Source organism: Desertivirga brevis, from assembly GCF_017355835.1.
The window spans coordinates 122,928-146,550 of record NZ_JAFEWF010000011.1 but is presented as its reverse complement, the minus strand read 5'-3'; the positions used below and the strand labels follow the sequence as shown (position 1 = coordinate 146,550).

Sequence of the window (23,623 nt, the reverse complement as noted above, 5' to 3'; positions counted from 1 at the left end):
GCAATGAATATCTTAAGTGTAATTGTAACGAACACCAGAATAGAGCTGGCAAGGAGGAAAGCTCAAACACCATATAAAGCCCTTGAATTTTATCCTTTATACGATAGAAATCCCCTGCCTGCAATAGATTTTATCTTCGACAGAAAGCGCCATGGAATTATCTCTGAAATCAAAAAACAGAGTCCTTCAAAAGGGGTAATTAACAATAGCGTAAATGTTGTTGAAGTAGCGAAAGGATATGAGCGTGCGGGAGCTTCGGCCATATCAGTGCTTACTGAGAACAAATATTTCGGAGGACAGATAGAGGATCTGATAGCTGTAAAATGTGCGGTTAACATTCCGGTATTGCGGAAAGACTTTATAATAGACGAATATCAGGTGGTGGAAGCCAAAGCTATTGGGGCAGATATAGTGCTGCTTATTGCATCTGTTCTAGCTCCGAATGAAATAGAAAACCTGGCGCGTTTTGCAAAAAGTCTCGGCTTAAGCGTGTTGCTGGAAGTGCATGATCTGCGAGAGTTGAAACGCAGTTTGAATCCTTACATTGATCTTGTTGGCGTCAATAACCGTAACCTTAAAACTTTTGATGTTTCTATAGGTCGCTCTCTTGATCTCGCTCCTCACATTCCCATGGATTTTGTGAAAGTTTCCGAAAGCGGTTTAAGCGATCCCCTGGTCATTTCAGAACTGAAATCCGCCGGTTACGAGGGTTTCCTTATAGGGGAATCATTTATGAAACATGCAGACCCGGCTGCAGCGCTGGAGACCTATATTCAACAGATATCACGCAAGGAAAGACTGAATGCCCTTCTGGCATCTTAAGGGATTTAAAAATCAATGGAAACTTATGGGTAAACATCAAATAGACCAGGAGGGCTTTTATGGTGAATTCGGCGGCGCTTACATTCCTGAAATGCTGTATCCGAATGTGGAAGAACTTCGTGAAAATTACCTGAAGATCATTCAGGAGGAAAGTTTCCAGGCAGAGTTTCAGCGCTTGCTGCACACTTATGTCGGAAGGCCTACCCCACTATATCTCGCCACCCGTTTATCAAAGAAGTATAATACAACGATTTACCTGAAGCGTGAAGACCTGAACCACACGGGAGCTCATAAGGTGAATAATACCCTTGGGCAGATCCTGCTGGCACGCCGTCTTGGCAAAACAAGGATCATTGCCGAAACGGGAGCTGGTCAGCATGGTGTTGCTACAGCTACGATGTGCGCCCTAATGGGTATGCAATGTGTGGTGTACATGGGCGAGGTGGATATACATCGACAAAAGCCCAACGTAGAGCGAATGAAGCTGCTGGGTGCGGAGGTGCGGCCGGCTTTAAGTGGCAGCAGGACCCTGAAAGACGCCACTAATGAAGCCATCCGGGACTGGATAAACAATCCAGTTGATACTTATTATATCATTGGCTCAGTGGTTGGCCCCCATCCTTACCCTGATATGGTGGCGCGTTTTCAGTCAGTAATAAGTGAAGAGATTAAGAAGCAACTGAAGACGGAGACAGGCAGTGAAAATCCAGATTATCTAATTGCCTGCGTTGGCGGCGGAAGTAATGCAGCCGGTACATTTTATCATTATCTGGATAACGAAGATGTGAAACTAATCGCTGTGGAAGCGGCAGGTTTAGGAGTAGACAGTGGAAAAACAGCAGCGACTACACAGGTTGGAACCAGGGGAATCATTCACGGAAGTAAAACTATCCTGATGCAGACTCGTGACGGGCAAATTGTGGAGCCACACTCTATCTCTGCAGGTTTGGATTACCCTGGTATCGGACCTATTCATGCCTATTTGTTCGATTCAGGAAGAGGCCTCTATCACAGCGCTACTGATGAGCAAGCTTACCTGGCGGGTGTTCAGTTAAGCCGCCTGGAAGGTATTATTCCCGCCCTGGAATCTTCTCACGCACTTGCTGCGCTTGATCTTCTGAAGTTCCGGGCGGACGACGTTATTGTGGTAACGCTCTCTGGAAGAGGTGATAAGGACTTACAGACATATATTGAAAGAGGAGGGTATTAAAATGAACAGAATAAATCAACTATTTAAGGATAAGAAAAGCGATATCCTCAATATCTTTTTTACCGCAGGATTTCCTCATTTAAATGATACACGAACGGTGTTAAAGCATCTGGAGAATGCAGGGGTAGACCTTGTTGAGATCGGAATGCCGTATTCTGATCCCCTGGCAGACGGACCAGTGATCCAGGAAAGCAATATGGTAGCAATAAACAATGGAATGTCTATCGAACTATTGTTCCAGCAGTTGGAAGGCTTCCGGAAAGAAATTAACATTCCGGTTTTGTTGATGGGCTATTATAATCCGGTTATTCAGTACGGAGTTGAAGCTTTTATTAGAAAGGCCTCAGAGCTCGGCATTGATGGGATTATTATCCCTGATCTTCCTTTGAAAGAATACGAAACCAAATACAGGCATTTATTTGAGAAGTATAATCTTTCAAATGTTTTTCTGGTCACCCCACAAACTACACCCGAACGACTTTTCAAGATTGATAGCATCAGCAATGGATTTATTTATGTTGTTTCTACCAATAGCACAACCGGAAACTCCGAAAAGGCTGGAAAACAGAATGATCAGTTCCTTGAGAACATAAAACAGGCTCCATTAAATAATCCAAGACTTATCGGTTTTAACATAAAGGATAAGGCCTCCTATCGTGACGCTCTACGGTATGCTCCAGGCGCCATTATCGGAACTGCCTTTATAAGACTGCTTGAGCAATCAAAGAATTATGATAAAGATATTCATGACTTCGTGCATTCGATAAAAGGTTTGAAACTTGCGGAACATAAATCTCCCTCAGCACAATTAATTGTATTTTAACGATGGCTTCTATTTTAAACCTTGTTGGCAATACACCACTGGCTGAGTTAAGCAAAATATTTCCTAAACCCGGGGTGAAAATTTATGCAAAATTGGAAGGGCAAAATCCTGGAGGTAGCGTAAAGGACCGGGCAGCAGTAGCGATGATTGAGGGGGCGATTGAGCGGGGAGAACTTAAGCCGGGAATGAAGCTGATAGAACCTACGAGCGGGAATACAGGAATTGCTCTGGCACTGATAGCCTCACTATATGGATATGAAATAGAGCTGGTAATGCCAGAAATGGCATCGAAAGAACGTATTTGGACTATGCAGGCTTTTGGTGCAAGGGTAACACTTATCCCGAAGGAACAACCTCTTGAGGCAGTAATTGAATATGCCCGGGAGAAGGCAAGAAAGAAAGGGCTTTATATGCTGGATCAATTTTCTAATCCCGATAATGTTTCTGCCCATTATAAAACCACAGGTCCGGAGATATGGGATGCAACGAGTGGTACAATTACTCATTTCGTTTCGGCTATGGGTACTACCGGAACCCTTGTGGGTGTCTCAAATTACCTCAAAGAAAAAAATCCGGGAGTTCAGATAATTGGAGTACAACCGGATGCAGAATCGCAAATTCCAGGGATAAGGCGTTGGGAGGGAGAATATGTTCCCCGAATATACAACCCGCAGAGTGTTGACCGGCTTATGGATGTAAGCCAGGAGGAAGCCATCTTCTGGACCAGGGAATTAGTTCGTAAGGAGGCTCTTTTTTCAGGCCCGAGCACCGGGGGCGCATTAGCTGCGGTTACCAGGCTGGCAGAGGAAATTGATGAGGGAAGAATCGTATTTATAGTATGCGATCGGGGGGACAGATATCTTTCTACTGAATTATTTGCCGGAAATAAAGAAGAAGTGTTAACCCCGGCCCTGGAAGTTGCAAATGGTTTGGTCGCCCAGGATCTACTTCTGCGGGAATTATTGATCAATGACAAGCACTAAGATTGCAGATATTAAAGGAATTAAACTTATTATGAAATCAACACTTAAATATATCATCTGTTTTTCTCTGGCCCTGACAGCAAGGATCTCTTATGCTCAAACTTCTTTGCCATTGGGAAAGTGGCGAGGTGTTTTCTTTTACAGAGATGGATCAGAGGTGCCTTTCAATTTTGAAGTGAGTGGCAGTCTCTCTAATCCAAAAGTTTACCTGCTGAACGGTGCGGAACGGCTTCCTGCCGATAGGGTGGTTTTCGAAAAGGACTCTATTATCATCCCTATAGACCAGTTTGACAATGAGCTGGCTTTCAGGGTTGAGGGTGAAAAAAAGTTGTCTGGCGTATTGAGGAGACAAGATGAAAGAACGCCACCGCCTGTAGACACTAAAGGTCTACCTATCTCTGTAGATCGTACGGGTCTTCCATTAAAAGCCGTGGCCGAGTTCGGAAAAACTTATCGCTTTACCTCTTCACCGGCCAAACCCCAGGCTGACCTAAATGGTAAGTGGGATGTTACTTATATCAATGATGACGGAGCAGAAACCAAAACAGTAGGACTTTTTAAGCAGGAGGGAAGCCGGTTAACAGGAACTTTTCTCAAGACTACCGGCGACGCACGTTTTCTTCAGGGAGATGTTTCAGGAAAAGAATTTAGCTTATCATCTTTTATTGGCACTGGTCCTAATCTGATTACCGGATGTTTTGTAGATGAAAATACATTCGAAGGTGAATCAAAGGCACCCTCTGGCAAGTTTAAGATTCGGGGGACGCGAAATCCCAATGCAAAATTACCTGATGCCTATTCCTTAACTCAATTGAAACAAGGGTATAAGGAATTTAGCTTCAACCTTCCGGATGCTGATGGGAAAAAGGTTTCTATTAGGGATGAGAGGTTTAAAAATAAACCGATTATCCTGACCATCACAGGTACCTGGTGCCCTAATTGTATGGACGAAGCAGCCTTCCTTGCTCCCTGGTACAAGCAGAATAAAGATCGGGGCATCGAAGTTGTCTCTATCTATTATGAGCGAAAAGACGATCCTGAATACGTAAAGAAAGTTCTTGGCCGGGTAAAGGAGAAGTATGGGATTGAGTATGAACAACTGGTTGGAGGATTGGCCGACAAGAAGTTTGTAGCAGAGTCACTGCCTGCTTTGGAAAAGTTCCTCGCTTTTCCTACAACCATTTTTATAGATAGGAATGGAAACGTTGCAAAGATCCACACAGGATATAACGGTCCTGCTACCGGCAAATACTACGAAGAATTCAAAACAGAGTTTAATAAGGAAGTAGAAGAGCTGCTGACAAAAAAATAGGACTTATCACTTAGCTGCTGCGATCTCTTAGAGTACCCTTCCGGATGCGAAAATATCGTATCCCTGCTACTGCTTTGGTCAAATCAGTCATCACATATTTCATTCTCACCTTCAATATCATATCTAAATACAAATCTTAATTAAATATCAATGCACAAACGCTACTTAATTACTGTTCTATTATGCCTGCTAGCATTAGGAAATTGTCTTTTTGCACAAAGCAAATTTATTACTGGTATTGTCCGGGATGCAGACAATCAACCCTTACCGGGGGCGAACGTCCAGGTACTAAATACTACTATCGGTACAAGTACAGATGCCGAGGGTCGGTTCAGGTTAGCCCTTCCAGGCAACGGACAACTGGTAATCAGTTTTACCGGTTTTAAAACCCAGACCAGGGCTATCCAAAGTATTGGCGAGACGCTCGAACTTAAACTTGAAGATGATATCGCAAAGCTGGACGAAGTTGTAGTCACCGGCTTGGCAACTAATGTTCAGCGACGAAACCTTGCCAATACTGTAGTAAGTATATCTTCAAAAGAACTTTCAGGTGTGGCTCCTGCTCAAACCTTCGACGCTGCATTAAATGGAAAGGTTCCGGGAGCTTATATCAACGCAAATTCGGGGGCACCAGGTGGAGGTCTGTCTATCCGTTTACGTGGTTTGACCTCTATTTACGGTAACTCTCAACCCTTATTTGTTTTAGACGGAGTTATTGTTGACAATTCTTCTGTATCATCAGGCCTAACGGCGGTAACAAAGGCAGTCAGGGATGGTTCTGTTGTTTCTAACCAGGATAATCCGTCCAGCAGGATTGCAGATATACGACCAGAAGATGTAGAAAACATTGAGATCCTTAAAGGGGCTTCAGCTGCTGCTATTTACGGGTCAAGAGCTGCCGCTGGAGTTATCTTGATCACTACCAAAAAAGGGAGGGCCGGTAAAACTCAGGTTTCTTTCTCTCAGGATTACGGTAATGTGAAAGTGAGGAAGCTATTAGGTGTTCGTAATTTCACTGCCGAAACAGCTGCAAGTCTTTCAAATGATCCTGTAAAAAGTGCTGAGCTGCGTCAGCAGTTTTTGGATGCACAGGCTAAGGGCAGGATTTATGATTATGAGAAGGAAATTTATGGCAATACCGGAGTAACAAGGAATTCTGTATTGAGCATCAGTGGAGGTAACGAAAGAACAGGATTGTACTTTTCTGCCGGTACTAAAGATGAAGATGGAATAATTAAGAATACCGGTTACCGTAATAACAGCCTTCGCCTGAATGTTAACCACAAGGTAAACGAAAATATTAAGGTGAGTATTAATACAAATTATATTAACTCATCGGCCGACAGAGGGATCACTAATAACGATAATTCAGGTAATTCACTGGGTTGGGCATTGGCTCAAACCCCAGGCTTTGTTGAGCTGCATGCCAACCAGTACGGTGTGTATCCGGCAAATACTGTGGGCGGTTCCAACTTCCTGCAAACCATCGCTCAGGTTCGCAACAATGAAGGAGTGAACCGTTTTATAACTGGGTTGAATATTGAAGCAGGACTCCTAAGAACTAATAAAAGTAATACAAAACTGGTAACCAGGGGAGGTATTGATTTCTATAACCTGTCTACTGATGTTCTTTTTCCAGCTACGCTTCAAACCCAGGATGTAGCTAAGGGCTCTTCGGTTCAGGGCTTTACCCGTAACCTTAATACTAACTACATAATTTCACTGGTGAACACATATGCCCCAGGAAGCGCATTTACCTTAACCAGCTCTGCTGGGATTACACAGGAACGCGGGGAATTCAATAACGCCATAAACGTAGCTACCCAGCTTACTACCGGCCAGTCTAATATCAATCAGGCAGGTGCCCTAAGTGCTTACCAGGACAGGCGTAAGTTTCAGAACGACGGAGTTTTCGTTCAGGAAGAAGCTTTGATTGCTAACGCGTTAAGTTTAACAGCGGGTATCCGTTTTGACCGTTCTACTAATAACGGAGATCCTGGTAAATTCTACATCTATCCTAAAGGCGGAGCCTCTTTCAACTTTACCCAGAGCGGCCTTATCAGGCAGGGCTTTGTTGAAGACCTTAAAGTTCGTGCAGCTTACGGGCAAGCTACCAATACTCCGGCGTACGGAAGTAAGTTCACATCCCTCGGTATCTCAAACATTATTGGTTTCCTGGGTTCATTGGTGAACACACAGCAAGGCCAAGCTAAAATCAAACCTGAAAGACAGACCGAGTTTGAAACGGGCCTTGACTTTTCAGTGCTTAAAGGTCGTGTAGGCTTACAAGCTACTTACTACAAAAAAACTATAGAAGACTTCCTTCTATTAAGTAATCCTCCGGCTTCATCAGGTTTTGCAACATCATGGGTTAATGCAGGCGATTTGAAAAACCACGGTCTGGAGTTAGGTTTAACGGCAAGGCCTGTTGATGCTAAGCTTATAAAATGGAATACCTCTTTTAATTACTGGTTAAACAGGGCTAAAGTAACGCGCTTAACTACACCACCGGTGCCTCAAGGCGTTTTCGGCTATCTGGCCGGCTCGTTCAAATTAGAGGAAGGAAGATCGCCAACTCAGATTGTCGGGGTTGATGCTACAAGTCCAACTGGATTGGGCTATTTTGGTGATATAGAACCACGATTTCAGTTAAGCTCCAACAACGAGGTACAGATAGGTAAAAACCTAAGCTTCCTGGTATTGCTGCACTGGAAAAACGGGGGCCAGAACATTAACCTTACAAACATTTCTTTTGACCGTTTCGGTACTTCCGCAGATTATGACGTGATCGAAGAGGGACACACTTTACCTAATGGCCCAACCAGGGGCTCAAAGATAGGCTCTACCTCTGCTGCATTCGTTGAAAATTCCAGCTACTTCCGGGTAAGAGAGCTAGGGGTGTATTATTCCTTCAATAAGCTTCCGCGTAGCATTGCCAGGAATGTCAAATTTGGGATCTCTCTCAATAATTATTTCACCAAAACAAATTACCGGTCTTACGATCCCGAAGTTTCAAACTTTGGAAACGGGTTCTCCAGCAATGCTGACATGGTTCCCTATCCTGCTTCTAAACGTGCGCAAGCTCATCTATCAGTTAATTTTTAATCTGCTTTCCCGGCTATTTATACATGAACAAATATGAAATCTAAAATAAATTATCTCCTTTTATTAGCGCTATTGACCATTGCTTCCTGCGAGCAGAATTATGGCGACTTGAACAGTCCCACGGTTGACAGCTATATAGAAAACGCAACCTTAAGCCAACTGAACAGCCTGGTAACAGGAACAGAATCAGGCTTGCGCAATTCAACTGATCGCTATCTCGATGTGGTAGGGGTGATCGGCCGGGAGATTTATCGATTTGGAGACCCGCGTTATGATCTTGAACTGCTTGGTGATAAAACGAATACGCTTCTGAATAGTAACTTCTATATCACCGACAACTGGGCGGCGCGGTACAGGGTGGTAAAAAATACAAATGTGTTGATAGAATCAGCGCAACGGTCAGGTTCTGTAAGCGAGGAACAACGTAAAGCTTACCTGGGATTTGCCAAGACAATAAAGGCTTATCAGTTGCTCTTGAATTTGAACCTTACTTATACTAACGGAATCAGAGTTGACGTATTGGATCCTGATAAACTTGGGCCGATTGTAGATTATAACGCAGGGCTGGCTGAAATCTCTAAACTTCTTGATGAAGCTAGAACAGATCTTTCAGGCTCAAGTGTGGTATTTCCTCTATCTACTGGTTTTACGGGTTTCAGTAATGCAGCAGGTTTAATAAAATTCAACCGGGCACTCGCTGCACGGGTTGCAGTTTACCAGAAGAACTGGAGCGATGCAATTAATGCCTTAAATGAATCCTTTCTTGATTTGAACGGCAATTTTTCTACCGGCGTTTATCATGTTTTCTGCACCGGTGCGGGCGATCAGCTGAACAGCGCTTATGCTGCTCAGAATAAAGCTTCAGAAACAAGAACAGCTCATCCGTCATATGCTGCAGACATCGAGGCCAATGATGATAGAATTGCTAAGGCTCCTATACGCACCTCTGCTATTTCAATAAATGGCCTTACTGGAAATCGTGACGTTTGGGTATATACTTCCAGCACAGCTCCTTTACCAATTATCCGTAACGAAGAATTGATCCTTCTATATGCCGAAGCAAAGATCCAGAGCTCTGATTTTTCAGAAGCAGTAAAGGCGCTAGACAAGATTCGCAGCAGCCACAACCTGCAGCCTTACGCAGGAGCATTAACTAAAGATGCCTTAACTAATGAATTGCTGAAGCAGCGCCGCTACTCCTTGTTCTTTGAAGGTCACCGCTGGATAGATGTTCGCCGGTACGACAAATTAAATACCCTGCCAAAAGATCGTCCTGCTGATGATATATGGGAAAAGCTTCCCTTACCTGCATCCGAAGCAGGAGTGTAATTCTCCGGCAGGTTTCAGGAATATTTTAATCGAATGGATCGGGATCGAAAACCCGGTCTCTTTTAAGGAAGGATCAGGAACTCAAGTACAATCCATTAAAATACAGTACTTAGATGAACTCAAAAATTACTCGCCGTAAGCTTTTAAAGTTTGGGCTTGGTGCTTCTGCAATGACCGCCTTAGAAAGCTTAATACCGGCGGATGGGAAAGCACAGGCTCCTGCTTTTATTAGACAAACAGCTAAGAATGGTAAAATTGTAGTGGTTGGTGCTGGCGCCTTTGGCGGATGGACAGCTTTACACCTACAACGAAAAGGCTACGAGGTGACTTTGGTAGACCAGTTTGGGGCAGGCAATAACCAATCGAGTTCCGGAGGTGAAACTCGTTTGATAAGACCCTACTACGATAATCAGCAGGTCTATTTTGACCTCGTGCTCAGGTCTATTCAGCTATGGAAAGATAATGAACCTCTTTTCCGAAAGAAAGTATTGCACCAAAACGGTCTGCTTTTGCTGCATCAGAATACTAATGTGCCGCACGAGGAAACCGCTTTGAACATGTATAGGAAAGCAGGCCTTGAAATCCAAAGAATAAGTCCAGCAGAGGCAGCAAAGCGCTGGCCACAGATCAATACTAACGATCTTGATCATGTCATATACGATCCGAATTCCGGATATCTTGAGGCACGGGAAGGTTGCAGCGTCGTAGCTGAACGATTCCAGGAAGAAGGAGGTAAGTACCTGCATCAGCAGGTACTGAGGCCTTTGTTAAAGGGTGGCCGGCTTAACAGTGTCACTTTATCGAATGGAACTATATTAGAAGCAGATGCATTTGTATTTGCCGGAGGGCCCTGGCTAACCAGGCTTTTCCCGGATATTACCAGACTTGTAAAAATAACCCGGCAAGGCTACTTCTATTTTGCCACTCCTCCGGAGGCATCGGATCTGTGGGAAAACTGCTTTCCCAACTGGGTGGACTTGCCCCTGGATAACGATCTGAGCTATGGGATCCCAGGCAATGCCAACCGGGGTTTTAAGGTTGCAATAACGATAAATGACGATATTACTTCGAAGTTTGACACTTATAACCGCTTTCTTAAGCCAGAGGAGCTTTTGCATGCACAAAAAATTCTGCTGAAGCGCTTCCCCAAACTCGCTCACCGACCCCTTATCGAACAACGCATTTGCCAGTATACCGAAACTCCTGATAAGAACTTCATTCTTGATACTCATCCCGAAGCCGCCAATCTATGGCTTTTAGGAGGTGGGTCCGGACATGGTTATAAGCATGGAGCAGCTTTAGGGGAATTAGCTGCCGAAAATTTGCTGGGCGAAAAGGAGAAATTGGAGCTTTTCGCAGTAAAGAGATTGCTGAGCTGAGTATAGAAGAAAAATAAACACATATGAGAATTTACCTGGATAATGCTGCAACTACAATAATAGATCAGGAAGTGCTGGATGCAATGCTTCCATATTTTCGTAATAATTACGGTAACGCTTCCTCTTCACACCACTTGGGAAGGGAAGCCCGGAGGGCGGTAGAAGAATCGCGCAGAAAAATTGCCGAACTGATCAATGCTGAACCTTCAGAAATTGTTTTTACTTCGGGAGGAACGGAGGGCGATAATACTGCTATCTTTTCTTCAATCCGAAGTCATAAGATCCGGCACGCCATCACAAGTCGTCTTGAACACCATGCCGTTTTGAACCCACTAAAGGCGTTGGAGCAGCAAGGGAGAATAAAGCTCGACTTCGTTGATCATGATAAACAAGGAAGTATAAGTCTGGAGCACCTGCAAAGTTTGCTGATGGGGTCAGAGCCAGCATTCGTTTCAATTATGCATGGCAATAATGAGATCGGGAATCTTAATCCTATACAGGAAATAGCATCTCTTTGCCATGATTTCGATGCCATTTTTCATTCTGATACGGTACAAACGATCGGCCATAAAATACTTGATGTGAAAGAACTCAACTGCAATTTTCTGGTCGCCTCGGCACACAAATTTCATGGGCCGAAAGGGGCAGGCTTCCTTTACAAAAATAAGCGCTTAGGTATTGATCCTTTTGTATATGGAGGAGCGCAGGAAAGCAGGCAACGGGCGGGTACTGAAAACACAGCAGGCATTGTTGGTTTGGCAAAAGCACTGGAGATCTCTTATCGTGAAAGAGGAAAAAGTGCAGCTCATTTTCGGATATTAAAGGATTATACAATCAAAGAATTAAGCAGAGCATTTCCAAAGGTGAGATTCAACGGCAACTCTGCAGATGAACAGTCAAGTTTAGACTCCATCCTGAATTTCAGTTTACCACATTCCTCATTCGACATACTAGCTGCCCTTGACAATCGTGGCATTTTTATTTCTGCAGGAAGTGCCTGTACAAGCGGTTCGGCAACGTCCTATGTCCTTGCCGAACTAGGAGTCAGTTCAGGAAAAACCTTTAGAATTTCGTTCTCGAAATACAACACTGTAGTAGAAATCGACTATTTGGTTTCCGTTCTGGAAAAAATTTACGAGGGGGAACTTAAAACGAAAGGAGAATATGCAGCAGCGCGGAGGTAACAACTATAGTTGGATATTGAAAACACTTTATACCCTGGTTTTTTCGCTGGCCTTTAATCTTGTATCCGCTCAAACACGAAAAACCAACTTTAGCACAGTAAGTGTTACCCAAGGCACGAACTTTTCTCTCGATCTCTCACCTGATAAAAAACAAATGGTTATTGACCTCCAGGGAACCTTATTTATTTTACCGGCAATTGGAGGGGAGGCAAAGGCTATAACAGATGGATTAGGAGACGACCGGCAACCATCATGGGCGCCTAACGGAAAACAAATAGTTTTTCAGTCTTACCGGGATGGCACTTACCATTTATGGACGATAAACGCTGATGGTTCGGGGCTTAAACAACTAACTTTTGGAGATTTCGATGATCGAGAACCCCAATGGTCGGCAAACGGAGAACGAATTATTTTCTCTTCAGACAGAGCTGGAAATTATGACATCTGGGAGCTGGAAGTATCAGGGTCGAAGTTGAAGCAGTTAACCAGTGATAAGGCAGACGATTACAGTCCCGCTTTATCTCCAAATGGTTGCCATTTCGTATTTGTATCAGACCGAAAGGAAAAGGGGCTTTATATTTGGGAGGATGGAGAAGAGCGGCCGCTCACGGCGTCGAAGGGATTTTACGCTGCACCTGTTTTTTCTCCGGACGGCAGCTCTGTTCTGTTTAATCTCCTCAGTATCAGTCAAAGCTTACTAAAGAAAGTCGACTTACAGAGCGGGGAATTACAAACGCTAAGTGAGGAGAGCGAAGATGTTTTTCCTTTCAGGGCGTCGTTTTTTGATTCAAGCGCCTATCTATATACTTCTGATGGAAAGATCAAAAGAAGATCACTCGAAGCTTCACCAGCAGCCCTTATTCCCTTTAAGGCAGATCTGTTAGTGAAAACACACACTAGCTATGTGAAAAAAAAACGCGATTTCGATAGCAATACAGCCTTGAAGGTTAAGGGGATTTTGAGTCCCGCTGTTTCTCCGGATGGGCAAACAGTTGCTTTTGGAGCTCTTGGTGACCTTTGGTTGCTTAGAGCGGGTAGTTCAAAACCTATTAAAATTACAGATGACCCGGCAGCTGATATTGATGTAAGCTGGTCTCCTGACGGAAATAGCTTAGCGTTTGTAACAGACCGCTCAGGTAGTATGAACATTTGGGTGTACAATCTAAAGGATGCCTCCTCGCGGCAAGTCACATTTTATTATAAAGATGCGCTCTCCCCGTCCTGGTCGCCCGATAGTAAAGAACTTGCCTTTTTGCTGAATGATAATTTTAATGGGATTGCTACCGCTACCGTACAGGTTGTTAATCTGGAAGCTGGAAAAATAAGACAGGTACACCGTTCTCTGTTTGGACCAGGTAAGCCAAGCTGGTCCGCGGACGGGAAGTACATAGTCCTGTCTGCCCTCGAAAGTTTTTCCGGAAGGTTCAGGGAGGGTATAAATAAGATGTTGTTGATCCCTCTGGACGGAAGTGCTGATAGATACATTTCTCCGCTTGAAAGTAGGGCTCTTGCCGTAAGAGGAAAAGACGGACCCGTATGCTCTCCTAATGGAAAGAAACTAGCCTTTATCCAGGATGGAGTATTACAGCTAGCAGAGATTGAAGATCCTTTCAGAGTTACGGGAAAACCTAGGCGGTTAACCTCCGTTCTTGCCGATTCACCAAGCTGGACGGGAGATTCAAAAACAATCGTTTTCCTAGCCACCGGGGTGTTGAAAAAGGTGAATGTCGAAAGCGGTCATATTGAAGATATCCCTTTGAATCTTTCCTATACCAATCAAAAGCCTGAAGCTAGAGTTGTGATCCATGCAGGAAAGGTGTTTGACGGGAAATCTTCCATTTACCTTAAGGATGTCGATATTACTTTAAATGGCAACAGGATAGAAAGTATTAAGCCCCATTCGGCTCATCCATCGGGGAAGGTAATTGATGCATCAAAGAAGACAGTGATTCCGGGATTAATAGAAATGCACACGCATCAAACTGCAGGAGTAGGAGAGGTTCATGGAAGGAACTGGCTTGCTTACGGAATTACTTCTGTGCGGGAAACAGGTACGGACCCCTACGACGCGCTCGAGCGCAAAGAGGCCTGGGCTAGTGGAAAGCGACCAGGGCCAAGAGAGTTTTTCACAGGTGCAATGCTTGACGGGAAGCGTGTTTTCTATGGTATGGCTAATAGCATCTCTACTGATCAGCACCTGGAACTGGAGCTGCAAAGAGTTGGGAAATTAGAATACGATCTGGTGAAAACTTATGTCCGGCTACCAGACGATCTTCAAAAGCACATTACAGAAATTGCTCATCGTGAGGGAATCCCTGTAACTTCTCATGAAATTTATCCGGCAACATCTTACGGGGTGGATGGGGTAGAACACATCAAAGCTACAAGTCGCAGAGGTTTTTCCACTAAACAGTCTAACCTGAACAAGGCATATGATGATGTTGTTCGACTGCTGTCAAAATCGGGAATAAACTTAACGCCTACAGCAGCTTTATTTGGAGGGTTTTATCTGCAGTTCGAGAAAGACAGCCTTCTGGCAAACGACAGGGTGCTTAACACATTATTTAGCAAGGATTTCATCAAGGACGTTCGTAAAGCAAACGAGGCAAGACTAAAATCAAATCCGGAGATCCGTTCACTGCATACTAATACACTTAAACTTATCAGAGTGTTGGCCAATGCCGGTGTTAGAATTACTCCGGGAACAGACTCTCCAATAATCCCTTATGGGATAAGCTATAAGTCGGAATTGAAGAGTTTGGAAGAGGCGGGGTTTTCCCCTTTTGAAGTTCTCCGTTCTGCCACATGGTGGTCAGCACAGGCTTTAGGAATTGAGGATGATCTCGGAAGTCTTGAGGAAGGAAAGGTTGCTGATCTGGTGGTTGTAAATGGCGATCCATTAAGTAACCTTGATGAGGTTTGGAATATCGAGAATGTTTTTAAAAATGGGGTCCACTATAAGATCGACGAGCTTTTAAAAAGAGTACCTCAGGAATTTGATTGGGAGAAATAGGATTAATGCTGAGATTTAAGATGCTAAATGTTCCTTTTTTCATTTCCATTATGAACACTACACGACCAAAGCTTACCTAATCATAATTTTATTCAAAATAAAACAATGTTTCCTATCAAAAACAATCACTTTAGCTATCTAAGTATCTTTGAGTAACAGTTCATACAAACCACCGTTAAAGTGGACTTTCAAATTTTAACAGGATTTTATCATTTATTGAATTCGCTGCAGTTTTTATGACAGAAAGAGTAAGTCCAAAAAGTCACGGCTTTCTGGGCTATAACAAAAAACATTAGAATTAGAGACTGAAAAGTAGGTTCAAAAACTTTGTATTTTTATACGAACCATATTACAATGCTATATATTTTAAGCCACTCACTTATTGCTGCTCAGAAAGCACACGGCTTATAGAAAATGCTACGATGTTTCTACTATAAGTTCCAGCACCTTCTTCCTACAAAAGTTTTTTGAGCAATGCTTCACGATAAAATCTTCCAATCGGAATTACTTTTTGTGCTAAGAAAATCTGATTTCCTTCAACAAGTTTGATGGCTTTTAGCGCAACAATGAAGGATTTATGGACGCGGGTAGCCATTGCATCAGGTATTATCTTATTGGTACTTTCCTTTATGACCGATTACGAAGGGGGTGGAAAAAAAGCAATTTTTATGAGCGGACACCTTACAATGGACGTTATTTTGGGTATCTTCCTTGCTGCTTCTCCATGGCTTTTCAACTTTGATGAATATGTTTACTTGCCTCATTTAATTGTTGGTATTTTAGAAATTGGAGCAGGTCTATTTACAGAGAGAACTTCAGAATATTCCCATAAACACCATATTGATGGCAATATAAGCCATGCACACTAGTATCTCTTGAGTATTTGCTAAAAAAGCGGGCTGGTCTCGCTTTTTTTATAAATGGAGGAAGAGGTTCTCAGATGTTAATATCAATTATATTCTTAATGCAAATAGTTAGGAACAAAGATCTAAAAAAATAAGGTTTTTAGACGGATAGGAGGAATATTCGAAAGGACTTGAAGTGGCAGCTACGAGTTCCAAACGCTTTACGAGAGATCAGGCCTTTCCTAAACCTGGCCTAAGGGTAAACTAAAGAAAAAAGTGGATCCTTTTCCTAGTTCACTCTCAGCCCAGATTTTTCCTTCATGTAACTGGACAATCTCATAGCATAAATAAAGCCCAATTCCAAAGCCTGATATATATTTCGTATCGGCACGGGCAGATCGGAAATAGCGATTGAATAATTTTTGTAATTCACTTTCAGCAATTCCAATCCCCTTGTCTTGTATACTAATAATGGCAAAGCCGTTATTAGTTTTAAGTTCAATGGATATAGCAGTCTGATCAGGAGAATACTTTATAGCATTACTTAATAGATTGGTAATAACCATACCAATTTTGTTTGCATCAGCCTTGCAACAAATAGGCTTAGTACGTTTAAAAAATATCCTTCTAGTAGAGTAGTTCGTGTTCCACTCTTCCATTTCTTGATAAATAAGGTCATTAAGTTCAATATCCTGAAGCTCCAGCGACAACTTCCCGGATTCAAGACGCGATAGGTTAAGAAATCCCGAGATCAATTCTGACATCTTGTTGATTTGCTTTTCTGAATTGCTAAGTGACTTCGAAAAAAATGTATTCTGAATTTGTTCGGCCTGGCGACTTAACAGCTGAATATTAGCTTTTAAAGAGGTTAACGGGGTTTTTAACTCATGGCTGACCATTGCTATAAAATCGCTTTTGCGTTGCTCATCCTGTTTCTTGTCAGTTATTTCAAGAACCGATCCGATAAGCCTGATTGGGGTATTATGATGATCAAAAAACACCTTTCCCTTCGCACGAACCCACCTTATCTTTTGATCTTCAAAACCAATGGTACGGTACTCAGCATCGTAGTTCCCGTCATTGATCCTTTTGTTTAATAAGTCTGATATTAGCGTTCTAATCATGTCCTTATCGTCTGGATGTAAGCCCGCTAAGAAATCTTTTTCATAGCTTACTTCACTCGTATGACTAATACCAAATAATTCCCTACAACGGAAATCCCATTCCATGGTACCTTTTACCAGGTCCATATCAAATGTCCCTAATTCGGCAGCGTTTTTCGAGAGACGTAACTGTGCATAAGCACTTTCAAGTTCCCTGCGAGCAACTACATTTGCTGTAATATCATTTGCTGAAACAATGATTGCCGTAACCTTATTATTTTCATCGAAAACAGGGTCGTAGAAAAAGCTCACATATTTTAACACCCTTCCCTCTGGAGTATTTAAATAAAAGAGCTCTTCTTCCTGGCTATAGGTTGTACCTGTATCAAAGACCTTATTTAATAAAGCTGGAAAGGGTTGGTCCTTGATTTCGGGAAGGATGTCCAATAGTTCTCGCCCTATAATTTTTGATAATGGTTTGTCCCATAAATTAGCAATTTCCTGATTTGCTACTTCTACCAGGTACTCCCTTCCTTGAAGTATCATTAAGGGATAATGAGCATTCATGATAAGTGAGTGGAGGCGTTTTCTTGCCTGAACCAACTCCGTCACTTCACTGGCAACTACTATGATTGCCTGGGTAGAGCCGTTTTTATCTTTGAAGGGATAATTGATAAAATTGAAGTAACCGGTCTCCATTTGACCATTTCTAAACAGCTGTACTTCTTGTTCATTTCCATAAAAGGGAACACCCGACTTGAAAACATCACGGAGGATCTCAGGATAAGGCTGGCCTTCCATTTCAGGAAGCGCATAAATAATAGGTAATCCTACCACCTCTTCGCCTTTACCCCATATTCGGAGAATTTCTGAATTGGCAGCCTCTACCATCAAATCCTCTCCTTCTAAAAGTGTGATCGCTACTGGCGCTTGCTCTATAACTGCACGAAACTTCGCTTCACTTGCAGCTAATTCTTCTGTGCGTTCATTTACATACTCCTCAAGCTTATAGTAAAGTTGCTGCAGATCTGCCCGGGATTTTACTAACTCCTCATTCTGCAAGGCAAGTTGCTCGAATAACTCCCGCTCCCTAATGCGTCCATTTTCAATTTCACGCTCTTTTAGAACCTGAGTGGTAATCTCATGCGTTGTTGTTAGCAGAAAGCGCGGTTTATTTTTATCTCCCCCTACCGGCATTATTTCAAGTTGCCACCATTTCTCCTCCATTCCTTCCTCTCCCAGGGCCAACATGTCGTACCTAAAAGGGGGCATTAAGACCGTTTTATTACTTTTTTGAGCCTCTTGTAAAGCATTTAGTAATAGGTCCCCTCCGTCTCCGCCAGCTTCGGCCGGATCAAATATTTCCCATACAGATTTTCCCCTGATATTCTTTCCAACCAGGTTAGTTGCTATAGCATGGGCATTATTATTAGTAACTATGGTAAAAGCTGGGGCATTAGCTTCGACGATAATACGCGGAACTGGTGAATTAAAAAGAGCTTGAAAAAGCGGGTCGGCAAGAATAGTATCCATAAATCGATCGCCTCTAAGGTACGAAGTAAATGATATTGAGGAGACAGTATTACTTTTTCTTGTGAGGAGTACAATTAAATGAAAAGTATAATATAACGCTTATAGACGACCTGGTGTAATCATACCATAAGTATGTTTACTGCAATTAACTAACTTTTCCTTGTTGTTCTCGTAAGATGTCTGAGACGGCAAATAATAAAAAGAGTAATGCAGAGCAATGAAATCTATCATCAGTACTTGAACCAATGCCGGAAAGGGATTAGCCTTACTACGCGATTGCAAGTTTCCCATCATCTACTTATTGATGATATTGGCACAAGTACATATTTATTTTATTACGAGGAACTCGCTTTTGTGTATTTAAAACTAATAATACTTATAGCTCGTTCTGAGCGTGGCGAGTATGATGACAAAGAGCCATTTATGCTAGCAAAATATGAAAAGTCTGTCTTTAAGTTACCTTATGCCATCAACTTCTTTGAGTCTAACCGAGAGTTTTTAATAGGGTGGTTTAATGCATTTCCGCATAAACATGTATTCACCTTTGACTTCAATTATCTGGAAATGACCCTTAACTTTTTAGAAAAAGCTGTATTACTTTATGAGGAAGAACTTCTCAATAGAATTTCTCTTCCAAGTAGTTGATTCCCAGAAACCTATTGGTAGAGTTATTTAATTAGACAGAACTAATGTAATGAATCATGTCTTGTTTACAACAGCCTTTAATATTTCGTTAGATAGAGGTTTCGAATAAAATCCTTTTACTGCCGAATAACGTTGTGATTTAGCCTGATCGTTTGGGTCAATAGAGGAGGTAATGATAAAAACTCTGATGTCTTTATTAACTAATGCTCTTAGGTTTTCAAACATCTCTAAAAAATCCCATCCACTTACCCCTGGCATATTCAAATCCAGTAAAATTATATCAGGCAGATTCTTAGCTTCGTAGTAAGCATCCACTAAATCAAGTAGAGCTGTCTTAGGATCGATATAGCTCTTAAATTTTCTAAATGTCTTATGATGTTTTATCAATACTTCTGCTAAATAATGATGAGTAGGATCATCATCTATAAGGATTAGTTCTGCCATTCTTGAAGTGATAAATGTAAGTAAAATTTTCCACGCTTTAATTGGAGGTAGTAGACGACCACCCAACTGCTATTGGTAGTTAAGGTTAGTTGTACGAGTTGAAGTGAAAGAAGTTTTAGTTTGATTAGAGAAAGGTTTCGTTTAGATAAATAGAGGTGAAGCACTTCCTTTTCAATTAATATTTTCTGATATTAGTCTCCACAAATAATTGTGATAAGGTTTAGGTTGCCCTGCTGCTCTCATAGCTACAGGGCTTTATTTTTTTGTCGCGCCTAAGGAACTAAACCATTTTTGCGTCCATTTCGCTAATGCATTACTCTTTAACGACCGTTAAAATGGACTTTTAAATTTTTAGCAGAATTTATAATTATTAAAGTGGCTGCAGTTTTTATGAAAGAAAAAGTATGAATCCACTTAAATGCAGTCCCAGCCTACCCATTAATACACTATAGGAATGGAAAAATAAAATGTGCTTCCATTGCCTAACTCACTTTCCGCCCATATATTCCCTTCGTGTCGCTTGATAATTTCACAACATAAGTAAAGGCCTATACCGAAGCCTGCAATGTGCCTGTTTTCGTTATTTTCAACCCGGTAATAGCGCTCAAACAGTTTAGGTAAGTCCTCTTTGCAGATACCCTGACCTTCATCCTTCACACTGATAACCGCCTTTCCGTCCTGCGCTACACATGCAACCTGTATAGTGCTACCCGGTGTAGAGTATTTGGCCGCATTACTAATTAAGTTTTGTATCACCTGGGCGATCTTATCTGGGTCAGCATTTACTATAGTGGGTTCAACAGGCGCAAAAACTACCTGGTGGCTACTGATATGAGCTAAGGCATCTTCCTTCGCTTCTTTAATCAATTCAGCCAGATCCACATGTTTGCAATCAATAAAGATCCCGGCTGATTCCAGTCGTGATAGGTTTAGGAAGCCGTTGATTAGCCTGGTCATTCGGCTAACTTGTTTGTCAGCTTTATCCAGCATCGATACCGTTAGCTCATCCCCGTCTTTTTGAGCTTTTCTCTGTAATACCTGAACAAAGCTCTTCATGGAAGTTAGTGGCGTTTTCAGCTCATGGCTAACCATCGAGATAAAGTCATTTTTGCGCTGCTCGCTTTGCTTTTGCTCGGTAATATCAATAGATGCACCGACGTATCCCGCAAATGAACCGTCGGTATGCCAGCGTGCTGAACCATCAGCTAATAAACACCGGTACTCTCCATCTTTATTCAATATGCGAAAGTCGCCATGAAACGGACCTTTTACCTTGAATGCATCCAGGTAAATTTTAAGGTACCGCTCTTTATCTTCAGGGTGTAGCAGGTCTACCCAACCGTAAGCCATCAAATCTTCAACGGACCGGCCGGTTAATCTGCTCCATGCCCGGTTGAAATAAATAGCATTGCTTTCCTGGTCGACCATGGCTATAAAGATATTGGTTCCTTCGGCCATGATACGAAAGCGGGCTTCGCTCTCTTCCACAGCCTGCTCCAACCTGATACGGCCCGTGATGTTTGTAGTGGTGTTAATGAGGTAGGCCACGTTACCTTCCTCATCTAAAATCGGTTCATTTAAGTTTGTCCAGTAGTGTGTTTCTTTCTTACCGGTATTGTCGACAACTATTTCATATTTGAATATGGGTAGCTCGTCGGGCTCCCTTGTTGTGATGACTCGCATAAATGAACTTTGAACGCTATTCTGCTCCGACGGATCACCCTCGCTTCCAGGGAACGCCTCAAAAAGGCCTTTACCCAATATTTCTCGGCGTTGATTGTGTACGAGGTTTAAGTAAGTATCACTGACCGCCAAAATGGTAAAACGAGGCGCATCGGCCTTTGAGTACCAACGAACGCGGTGAATTTTCAAAAAAAGTATGAAATTCTTTACTGGTATAAAATGAATCGGTGTTTGAATGGGTCACTCGCAAAAATAAGAAAGCTTACAGAGAAAATACCTGCAAGTCAGCTAACAGCTACAAAACTACCTTAATTTCAGGTAATTGAATTAGTACACAAGACTTCAAAAGGGGATGCTCTATTAACATTCATCTTACATACCATGCATTTCTGATTTATTTATCAAAACCATAGTCCCTTTCAACTTTGGCTATTCTCGTTTTATAATGTTTATACCAATCAGATCTTCCTTTATTTTGCGCAATCAGATGGCCCGAATTCTGTTTCCATTTTCTAATCGAATCCAAATCTTTCCAGTAAGAAACAGTAATTCAAGTTCATTTCTTGCGCTTTCAACCCCGATAAACCCTTCTTGCTCACGGGCTAATTCTACCATTAAATCAGCCATTTCAGAATAACCATCATTTACTTCTGTTCTAATTGAGCTAAATATTACAGCACAGTAAGGAGGTTGTGGTGTGTTTGCTATCATCATTAAAGATATATTGTTATTTAATTATTGATGTTTGGTTTGATTCATTCCCTGTTTTTCAAATAAATAATGTTAATGCGTGACTTTCATTTTAGATATATAGAATTCAGAGTGCCCTCACCCTTAGTATATTGGCTGGTTATTAAGTCAGTGGAAATAACAGTCGCAAATTCATCCTTTAAACTGGCCAGGGCTGTTTCATGTATCAATTCTGCAGAAAAGTTCTGACCACCCAAGCCTTTTTTGTTAAATGTTGCAGTTGCATCCGAAACTAAGTACGTTTCATAGCCGTAATTGCCCGCCATTCTAACAGTTGTGGATACACAATGGTCTGTGGTTAGTCCTACGATTACAAGCTGAGTGATTTTCTCCCAGTCCAGTAGTTCTTTTAAGTCCGTATTAATAAAAGCACTATTAACACTTTTTTTAATTATTCTTTCGCCTTTAATTGGCTCGACAATTTCTTTAAATTCATTTCCTTCGTTAGACTCATGAAGCAATGACACTGGATTTGAAGAACAGTGCTTGATGTGAAAAATTGGAAGATTGCTGTCCCTCCAGAACTTCAAAAGTTTACTAGCATTATTTTCGGCATTGGGGTTGTTTCTTTGTCCTCCCCAATAGTTTAAATTGTCAAACGCTTTTTGAATATCAATTAAAATTAGTGCTGGTTTCAAAAACTTTGAAATCCCCCTTTCCATATTATGATGTTTTATTCTTAATAGTACTTTTTTCTCTTACCGAATGTTAGATACCCTTACGAAGCTATTGAGGATTTTGCTACATGGGTAAAGATCTCTGATATTCTTATGGTTAATCGTCATGATATTTTCCAGAGCGTATTTAGTAGAACAATTTGCCAACAATTAACGTTTTTAAGTAGTAAAGGACCATTTTATAAACCACCTACACACACATAAGTAATGATGAAGTTTTTTGACTTGGATATTATCCCGCCTAATGAAAGCAAGCGTCTTGAAAGCCTTTATAAGTATAAAATCCTTGATACCGGGCACGATCAGGTATTTGGTAATATGGCTGCTCTTGCAGCAACCATATTCAATACTCCCATTGCCCTGATAAATTTTGTTGATAGCAACCGGGTATGGACCAAAGCAGATAAGAGAGGCCAGGCTGGAGCGGAAGTCCCACGCGAGTTGAGTGTTTGCTCCCTTGCCATATTAAACGATGATACTACAATTTTTGAAGATGCGAGTCAGGCCCAGTGCTTGCTTGCTCACCCTTTCGTAACCGGGGCATTCGGACTGCGGTTTTATGCTGCTGCACCTATATTGTCAAAAGAAGGATATAAGATTGGAGCATTTTGTGTAATCGATACAAGGCCTCGTAAGTTTCGGGGTGACGAGTATAAGAGATTGGAATGGCTTGCCAGTAATGTTACAAGAGAGCTTGAACGACGAATAGAGGAAATTGAATCATACGAAAAAGCACAAATATAGCCAGGGACATATTTCCCTCTAACCGACTAGCTCGCATCT

Annotated in this window: 19 protein-coding genes; 13 read left to right on the top strand and 6 right to left on the bottom strand. The window is 42.0% G+C overall.

Translation table 11 applies throughout. From position 1 onward, the window contains the following. Window positions 1-3 precede the first annotated feature (3 nt). From trpC to J4N25_RS22905, 10 genes are all read left to right on the top strand, one after another. Complete coding sequence (trpC, locus tag J4N25_RS22950; RefSeq protein WP_207424167.1) at window positions 4-822, top strand: indole-3-glycerol phosphate synthase TrpC; 819 nt, start codon at window positions 4-6, stop codon at window positions 820-822. A 25-nt stretch (window positions 823-847) separates the two neighbouring features. Then, window positions 848-2,032: a tryptophan synthase subunit beta gene (gene trpB / locus J4N25_RS22945; protein ID WP_207424165.1), complete on the top strand. Its 1,185-nt coding sequence runs from the start codon at window positions 848-850 to the stop codon at window positions 2,030-2,032. Window position 2,033: 1 nt separating this feature from the next. Beyond that, window positions 2,034-2,855 carry a tryptophan synthase subunit alpha gene (gene trpA / locus J4N25_RS22940; RefSeq protein ID WP_207424163.1) on the top strand — a complete coding sequence of 274 codons (822 nt, stop codon included), beginning with the start codon at window positions 2,034-2,036 and terminating at the stop codon, window positions 2,853-2,855. A 2-nt stretch (window positions 2,856-2,857) separates the two neighbouring features. Next, window positions 2,858-3,838 (top strand): cysteine synthase CysM, encoded by a 981-nt coding sequence (gene cysM / locus J4N25_RS22935; RefSeq protein ID WP_207424161.1) that lies wholly within the window; start codon window positions 2,858-2,860, stop codon window positions 3,836-3,838. 31 nt (window positions 3,839-3,869) lie between these two features. Beyond that, window positions 3,870-5,150 (top strand): peroxiredoxin family protein, encoded by a 1,281-nt coding sequence (locus tag J4N25_RS22930; protein ID WP_207424159.1) that lies wholly within the window; start codon window positions 3,870-3,872, stop codon window positions 5,148-5,150. Window positions 5,151-5,300: 150 nt separating this feature from the next. Continuing rightward, on the top strand, window positions 5,301-8,255 hold the full coding sequence (locus J4N25_RS22925; protein ID WP_207424156.1) for a SusC/RagA family TonB-linked outer membrane protein: 2,955 nt from the start codon (window positions 5,301-5,303) through the stop codon (window positions 8,253-8,255). 33 nt (window positions 8,256-8,288) lie between these two features. Next, a complete protein-coding gene (locus tag J4N25_RS22920; RefSeq protein WP_207424154.1) occupies window positions 8,289-9,584 on the top strand; it encodes a RagB/SusD family nutrient uptake outer membrane protein in 1,296 nt (431 codons plus the stop codon). 113 nt (window positions 9,585-9,697) lie between these two features. Then, window positions 9,698-10,963 carry an NAD(P)/FAD-dependent oxidoreductase gene (locus J4N25_RS22915; RefSeq protein ID WP_207424152.1) on the top strand — a complete coding sequence of 422 codons (1,266 nt, stop codon included), beginning with the start codon at window positions 9,698-9,700 and terminating at the stop codon, window positions 10,961-10,963. A gap of 23 nt (window positions 10,964-10,986) precedes the next feature. Further along, the gene (locus tag J4N25_RS22910; protein WP_207424150.1) at window positions 10,987-12,147 is read left to right on the top strand and encodes a cysteine desulfurase family protein; all 1,161 of its coding nucleotides are present in this window, start codon (window positions 10,987-10,989) and stop codon (window positions 12,145-12,147) included. Continuing rightward, window positions 12,128-15,160 (top strand): amidohydrolase family protein, encoded by a 3,033-nt coding sequence (locus tag J4N25_RS22905; protein ID WP_207424148.1) that lies wholly within the window; start codon window positions 12,128-12,130, stop codon window positions 15,158-15,160. The genes J4N25_RS22910 and J4N25_RS22905 overlap by 20 nt, the downstream gene beginning before the upstream one ends. Window positions 15,161-15,614: 454 nt before the next feature. Here the strand turns inward: J4N25_RS22905 and J4N25_RS27205 are convergent, their stop codons facing one another. Continuing rightward, window positions 15,615-15,755: a hypothetical protein gene (locus J4N25_RS27205; RefSeq protein ID WP_207424146.1), complete on the bottom strand. Its 141-nt coding sequence runs from the start codon at window positions 15,753-15,755 to the stop codon at window positions 15,615-15,617. Here J4N25_RS27205 and J4N25_RS22895 point away from each other — a divergent pair. Next, entirely contained in the window at window positions 15,709-16,029 is a 321-nt protein-coding gene (locus J4N25_RS22895; protein ID WP_207424288.1) for an SPW repeat domain-containing protein, read from the top strand. The two genes, J4N25_RS27205 and J4N25_RS22895, sit on opposite strands and share 47 nt — an antisense overlap. Window positions 16,030-16,247: 218 nt before the next feature. Here J4N25_RS22895 and J4N25_RS22890 read toward each other — a convergent pair whose 3' ends face one another. Then, window positions 16,248-18,641 carry a PAS domain-containing sensor histidine kinase gene (locus J4N25_RS22890; RefSeq protein ID WP_207424144.1) on the bottom strand — a complete coding sequence of 798 codons (2,394 nt, stop codon included), beginning with the start codon at window positions 18,639-18,641 and terminating at the stop codon, window positions 16,248-16,250. A 207-nt stretch (window positions 18,642-18,848) separates the two neighbouring features. Between J4N25_RS22890 and J4N25_RS22885 the strand changes: the two genes are divergently transcribed. Next, window positions 18,849-19,286 carry a hypothetical protein gene (locus J4N25_RS22885; RefSeq protein WP_207424142.1) on the top strand — a complete coding sequence of 146 codons (438 nt, stop codon included), beginning with the start codon at window positions 18,849-18,851 and terminating at the stop codon, window positions 19,284-19,286. A gap of 54 nt (window positions 19,287-19,340) precedes the next feature. On the opposite strand, the gene J4N25_RS22880 is transcribed toward J4N25_RS22885, so the two are convergent. The 4 genes from J4N25_RS22880 to J4N25_RS22865 form a co-directional block, all read right to left on the bottom strand. Next, entirely contained in the window at window positions 19,341-19,730 is a 390-nt protein-coding gene (locus tag J4N25_RS22880; RefSeq protein WP_207424140.1) for a response regulator, read from the bottom strand. A 438-nt stretch (window positions 19,731-20,168) separates the two neighbouring features. Beyond that, the gene (locus J4N25_RS22875; RefSeq protein WP_207424138.1) at window positions 20,169-21,602 is read right to left on the bottom strand and encodes a sensor histidine kinase; all 1,434 of its coding nucleotides are present in this window, start codon (window positions 21,600-21,602) and stop codon (window positions 20,169-20,171) included. A gap of 294 nt (window positions 21,603-21,896) precedes the next feature. Continuing rightward, on the bottom strand, window positions 21,897-22,127 hold the full coding sequence (locus tag J4N25_RS22870) for a hypothetical protein (protein ID WP_207424136.1): 231 nt from the start codon (window positions 22,125-22,127) through the stop codon (window positions 21,897-21,899). 83 nt (window positions 22,128-22,210) lie between these two features. Next, window positions 22,211-22,825 carry a cysteine hydrolase family protein gene (locus J4N25_RS22865; protein WP_207424135.1) on the bottom strand — a complete coding sequence of 205 codons (615 nt, stop codon included), beginning with the start codon at window positions 22,823-22,825 and terminating at the stop codon, window positions 22,211-22,213. Between the two features lie 222 nt (window positions 22,826-23,047). Between J4N25_RS22865 and J4N25_RS22860 the strand changes: the two genes are divergently transcribed. Continuing rightward, a complete protein-coding gene (locus tag J4N25_RS22860; RefSeq protein WP_207424134.1) occupies window positions 23,048-23,584 on the top strand; it encodes a GAF domain-containing protein in 537 nt (178 codons plus the stop codon). The last annotated feature ends 39 nt before the right edge of the window (window positions 23,585-23,623 follow it).

Coding starts and splice junctions, on each gene's coding strand:
- trpC (WP_207424167.1), top strand. CDS start 4: ATGAATATCTTAAGTGTAATTGTAACGAACACCAGAATAGAGCTGGCA.
- trpB (WP_207424165.1), top strand. CDS start 848: ATGGGTAAACATCAAATAGACCAGGAGGGCTTTTATGGTGAATTCGGC.
- trpA (WP_207424163.1), top strand. CDS start 2,034: ATGAACAGAATAAATCAACTATTTAAGGATAAGAAAAGCGATATCCTC.
- cysM (WP_207424161.1), top strand. CDS start 2,858: ATGGCTTCTATTTTAAACCTTGTTGGCAATACACCACTGGCTGAGTTA.
- J4N25_RS22930 (WP_207424159.1), top strand. CDS start 3,870: ATGAAATCAACACTTAAATATATCATCTGTTTTTCTCTGGCCCTGACA.
- J4N25_RS22925 (WP_207424156.1), top strand. CDS start 5,301: ATGCACAAACGCTACTTAATTACTGTTCTATTATGCCTGCTAGCATTA.
- J4N25_RS22920 (WP_207424154.1), top strand. CDS start 8,289: ATGAAATCTAAAATAAATTATCTCCTTTTATTAGCGCTATTGACCATT.
- J4N25_RS22915 (WP_207424152.1), top strand. CDS start 9,698: ATGAACTCAAAAATTACTCGCCGTAAGCTTTTAAAGTTTGGGCTTGGT.
- J4N25_RS22910 (WP_207424150.1), top strand. CDS start 10,987: ATGAGAATTTACCTGGATAATGCTGCAACTACAATAATAGATCAGGAA.
- J4N25_RS22905 (WP_207424148.1), top strand. CDS start 12,128: ATGCAGCAGCGCGGAGGTAACAACTATAGTTGGATATTGAAAACACTT.
- J4N25_RS22895 (WP_207424288.1), top strand. CDS start 15,709: ATGGCTTTTAGCGCAACAATGAAGGATTTATGGACGCGGGTAGCCATT.
- J4N25_RS27205 (WP_207424146.1), bottom strand. CDS start 15,755: ATGGCTACCCGCGTCCATAAATCCTTCATTGTTGCGCTAAAAGCCATC.
- J4N25_RS22890 (WP_207424144.1), bottom strand. CDS start 18,641: ATGGATACTATTCTTGCCGACCCGCTTTTTCAAGCTCTTTTTAATTCA.
- J4N25_RS22885 (WP_207424142.1), top strand. CDS start 18,849: ATGCAGAGCAATGAAATCTATCATCAGTACTTGAACCAATGCCGGAAA.
- J4N25_RS22880 (WP_207424140.1), bottom strand. CDS start 19,730: ATGGCAGAACTAATCCTTATAGATGATGATCCTACTCATCATTATTTA.
- J4N25_RS22870 (WP_207424136.1), bottom strand. CDS start 22,127: ATGATGATAGCAAACACACCACAACCTCCTTACTGTGCTGTAATATTT.
- J4N25_RS22865 (WP_207424135.1), bottom strand. CDS start 22,825: ATGGAAAGGGGGATTTCAAAGTTTTTGAAACCAGCACTAATTTTAATT.
- J4N25_RS22860 (WP_207424134.1), top strand. CDS start 23,048: ATGATGAAGTTTTTTGACTTGGATATTATCCCGCCTAATGAAAGCAAG.